5 protein-coding genes and 1 pseudogene are annotated in these 3,739 nt (G+C 64.6%); 5 read left to right on the top strand and 1 reads right to left on the bottom strand.

What is annotated here, in order from left to right; translation table 11 throughout:
- Positions 1 to 363 precede the first annotated feature (363 nt).
- From argJ to EOA22_RS27345, 5 genes are all read left to right on the top strand, one after another.
- Positions 364 to 1,605, top strand: coding sequence for a bifunctional glutamate N-acetyltransferase/amino-acid acetyltransferase ArgJ (argJ, locus tag EOA22_RS27365; RefSeq protein ID WP_063169075.1), 1,242 nt, complete (start codon positions 364 to 366; stop codon positions 1,603 to 1,605).
- 29 nt (positions 1,606 to 1,634) lie between these two features.
- Complete coding sequence (locus EOA22_RS27360) at positions 1,635 to 2,387, top strand: GNAT family N-acetyltransferase (protein ID WP_013529443.1); 753 nt, start codon at positions 1,635 to 1,637, stop codon at positions 2,385 to 2,387.
- A complete protein-coding gene (locus EOA22_RS27355; RefSeq protein WP_063169074.1) occupies positions 2,380 to 2,802 on the top strand; it encodes a (deoxy)nucleoside triphosphate pyrophosphohydrolase in 423 nt (140 codons plus the stop codon). Before EOA22_RS27360 ends, EOA22_RS27355 begins: the two co-directional genes overlap by 8 nt.
- A 129-nt stretch (positions 2,803 to 2,931) precedes the next feature.
- Entirely contained in the window at positions 2,932 to 3,246 is a 315-nt protein-coding gene (locus EOA22_RS27350) for a hypothetical protein (RefSeq protein ID WP_013529445.1), read from the top strand.
- A gap of 109 nt (positions 3,247 to 3,355) precedes the next feature.
- Positions 3,356 to 3,541: a Flp family type IVb pilin gene (locus tag EOA22_RS27345; RefSeq protein ID WP_013529446.1), complete on the top strand. Its 186-nt coding sequence runs from the start codon at positions 3,356 to 3,358 to the stop codon at positions 3,539 to 3,541.
- Positions 3,542 to 3,568: 27 nt separating this feature from the next.
- Here the strand turns inward: EOA22_RS27345 and EOA22_RS39095 are convergent.
- Positions 3,569 to 3,739, bottom strand: a pseudogene (locus EOA22_RS39095) (SAM-dependent methyltransferase); the annotation flags it as partial.

Raw genomic sequence — 3,739 nt, 5'->3', positions numbered from 1 at the left:
GGGCAGGGGTTGGTCGTTTTCTGGGAACCTTACCGGCGTGTTGGTTGGCGAGGTCCCAAAAGCAAAACCCGCCGGGACGGCGGGTCACTGGTGCAAATCAGCACCATGGACGAAAATGTAGCATAGCTGCTCTCACCCTGTCAAGAATAAATTCCTATTGAGATGAACGCGGCCGGCGCAAACTGGCTGACACCGCCGGACCGGCCGTCGGACGATGTCTACTGCATGGCTTGCGACGTCTCGGAGCCCTGCTCCCAGGGGCGAGTTCGAGCTCCCGGACAAGAGCGACGAAAACGCCCTTGCGCCGGCGCGGTCTATCGGGCAAACCGGCCTTCCCTTGCGATTTTCCCGCCCGAGGCCTCCATGTCCACGACGATTTCGCCGCTTGCGCCGAAGAAATACCCGAAAATGCCAGAAATCGAGGGGGTGCGCATCGCCACCGCCGAGGCAGGGATAAAGTACAAGGGCCGCACCGATCTTTTGACCATGGTCTTCGATGAAGGCACTGCGGTCGCCGGCGTGTTCACGAAATCGAAATGCCCCTCGGCGCCGGTCGATTTCTGCCGGCAGAATCTCGGCGCGGGCAAGGCGCGGGTGCTGGTCGTCAATTCCGGCAACGCCAATGCCTTCACCGGCAAGAAGGGCCGCGAGTCGACCGCACTGACCGGCGAGGCGGCGGCGAAGGCGGCCGGCTGCACGGCAGCGGAGGTTTTCATGGCCTCGACCGGCGTCATCGGCGAGCCGCTCGACACCAGCAAATTCAGCCATCTGCTCGCGGGGCTGGTCAGCAAGGGCAAGCCCGAGCTGTGGACCGAAGCGGCAAAGGCGATCATGACCACGGATACCTATCCGAAAGTGGCGACCGCGACCGTCAAGCTCGGCGACACCGATGTCACCATCAACGGCATTTCCAAGGGCGCCGGCATGATCGCGCCCGACATGGCGACGATGCTCTCCTTCATCGCCACCGACGCGCCGATCGCCGCACCTGTCCTGCAGGATCTGTTGTCGCGCGGCACGGCCAAGACTTTCAACGCGGTCACCGTCGACAGCGACACCTCGACCAGCGACACGCTGCTGATCTTCGCCACCGGCAAGGCCGCCAGGCGCGGCGCGCCGGAGATAACCGATCCCAAGGATGCCCGTCTCGGCACGTTCCGCCGGGCGCTCGGCAAGGTGCTGAAATCGCTGGCGCTGCAGGTGGTGCGCGACGGCGAAGGCGCCCGCAAGCAGGTCGAAGTCACCGTCACCGGCGCCAAATCGGCGCGCTCGGCCAAGCGCATCGCGCTGTCGATCGCCAATTCGCCGCTGGTCAAGACGGCAGTCGCCGGCGAGGACGCCAATTGGGGCCGCGTCGTCATGGCCGTCGGCAAGGCCGGCGAACCCGCCGATCGCGACCGGCTGTCGATCTGGTTCGGCGACAACAGGCTGGCGCATGAAGGCGAGCGCGACCCCGGCTATTCCGAGGCGGCGACGTCGGCCTACATGAAGCGCGACGATATCCGCATCCGCGCCGATATCGGCATTGGCCGCGGCAAGGCGACGGTGTGGACCTGCGACCTCACCAAGGAATATGTCGCCATCAATGGCGATTACCGGAGCTGACGGTTTTGAGCTCCAGGCATCCGGCAAGCATGCTCGCGATCGTGCGCCGTTACGAGGCGGCCGGCTTTCGCGCCTGGCCGGCGGCCGCCGTCCACTATGACGGCACCTGGGTGGTGCGGCTGACCGCCGGCCATCCGGCCAAGCGGCTGAACTCGGTCAATCCGCTCGATCCCGGCGACATCCAGCACATTGCCGACCGTATCGGCCGGGCCAGCCGCCGTTTCGATGCCTATGGCAGGCCGCTGACATTCCGCATGTCGCCGTTGTCGGGTCCCGATCTTGCCAGTCATCTCGACCGTGAGGGATGGAGCCGGTTCGACGAGTCGCTGGTCATGCGGCTGCCGCTGGCCGATGCGCAACTCGACGCTGCCATGGACCAGATCCCGCTGAAAGACATCAGCCGCTTCATCGGCGCGTCGCTCAAGGTCAGCGGTTCGGATGTTTCGCTGCGCCCCGGCCTGTCGGAGATCATCGGCGCCATCCAGCCCGAAGCCGGGCTGTTCGCGCTCGAAGATGGATCAGAAGCGCTGGCGACGCTGATCTGCGTGCATGACGGCGATCTCGCCGGCCTGTTCGAGGTCGCCACCGACAAGTCGGCACGCAACAGGGGCCACGGCCGCAACCTGATCCTGTCGGCACTGAAATGGGCACGGCTGCGGGGCGCACGGGAAGCCTGGCTGCAGGTCGAGGCCAACAATGTGCCGGCACTGGCGCTCTACCATTCGCTCGGCTTCGAGGAAGTCTATCGCTACCACTACCGGCGGCCGCCGGGTCATGAATGATGTCGTGACCGCCGGCAAGCGCCTGCTGCTGGTCGCCGCCTGCGCGCTGGTCGATGCCGACGGCCGGGTGCTTCTGGCGCAGCGGCCTCAGGGCAAGCAACTTGCCGGGCTGTGGGAGTTTCCCGGCGGCAAGGTCGAGCCGGGCGAGACGCCCGAACAATGCATCATTCGCGAACTGCATGAGGAAATCGGCATCGAAACCGACATCCCGTGCCTGGCGCCGCTCACTTTCGCCAGCCATTCCTACGACGATTTCCACCTGCTGATGCCGCTGTTCATCTGCCGCCGCTTTCGCGGTATCGCGCAGCCCAGGGAAGGGCAGGCGCTGAAATGGGTAAGGCCGAAGCAGATGCGCGATTATCCGATGCCGCCGGCCGATGAGCCGCTGATCCCGTTCCTCATCGATCTTCTCTGAGGCTCCCGTCCGGCCGGTTCCTGGCCGAGGCGTTGTATCAGCCAGCATTAATGGAAGATTTATCTCGTCGTGAAAAGTTGAAGCATGGCCGTTCGCGGCCGAGCGGTCGATTTGCCGGGGAGCGATAGCATGAGCCTAGACAGGGATTGGGACTCGATCCGGCCCGAGCGGGGGTTTCGCGCCGCCGATGCGGGCATGGGCATATTGCGCATAACGCTTCTGTTCGGTTCGGCCGCGGTGGCGCTGGCGCTGATCGCAACCCCTTTCCTCGACAGCCAGACACGCTCGCTGTCGGCCCGTGACGGTTTCGGCGGGCTCGACATGGCGGCCACAGGCTCGATCGGCCATCGCGAAACCTACACGCTGCGCCGCAGCGTGCTGCAGCCGCAGCCGAGCTCGGTCTGCATCATCAGGTCCAATGGCCGGAGCAGCGGCGACTGCTGACATGGTTAAGAGATTTCGCAAAGGCGGCGGTTTCACCGCCTGTTAAGCCTTTGCCGTTAACCTTTCTTAACAGGTCGGCTGTAAGGTCCCGGACAGAGGGGTTGAGGCCATGAAAGCAGTGCTGCTGGGTTTTCTGAACGACGAGACCGGCGCCACGGCCGTCGAATATGGCGTGATCATCGCCGTGCTGTCGCTGGCCATCGTCGGCGGTATCGGTGAGGTCCGCGACGGGATCATCTGGCTGTTCAGCGACAACAACAGCAAGCTTGCGAACGCTTTCGCACCCACTCCCTGATCCGGCTTTCCCGCGCCTGGGGCAGGATCATTGCCCGTCGGGCGCCTCCAGGATTGTTTTCAGCGAGACCTTGGCCGACCCTGGCTTCAGCGGTTTTTGCTGCGAAGCGTCGGGCGCCCAGCCGGACATCCAGACAATCGAGAAACTTGCCCTGACGCGGCCGTCGGGGTCGGAAAACCGCTCGGCGTAGATTTCCGC

This window comes from Mesorhizobium sp. M7A.F.Ca.US.014.04.1.1, from assembly GCF_003998745.1.
GTDB lineage: Bacteria > Pseudomonadota > Alphaproteobacteria > Rhizobiales > Rhizobiaceae > Mesorhizobium > Mesorhizobium ciceri.
The sequence above is the reverse complement of the archived record's forward strand: the minus strand, read 5'-3'. Positions and strand labels throughout refer to the sequence as shown.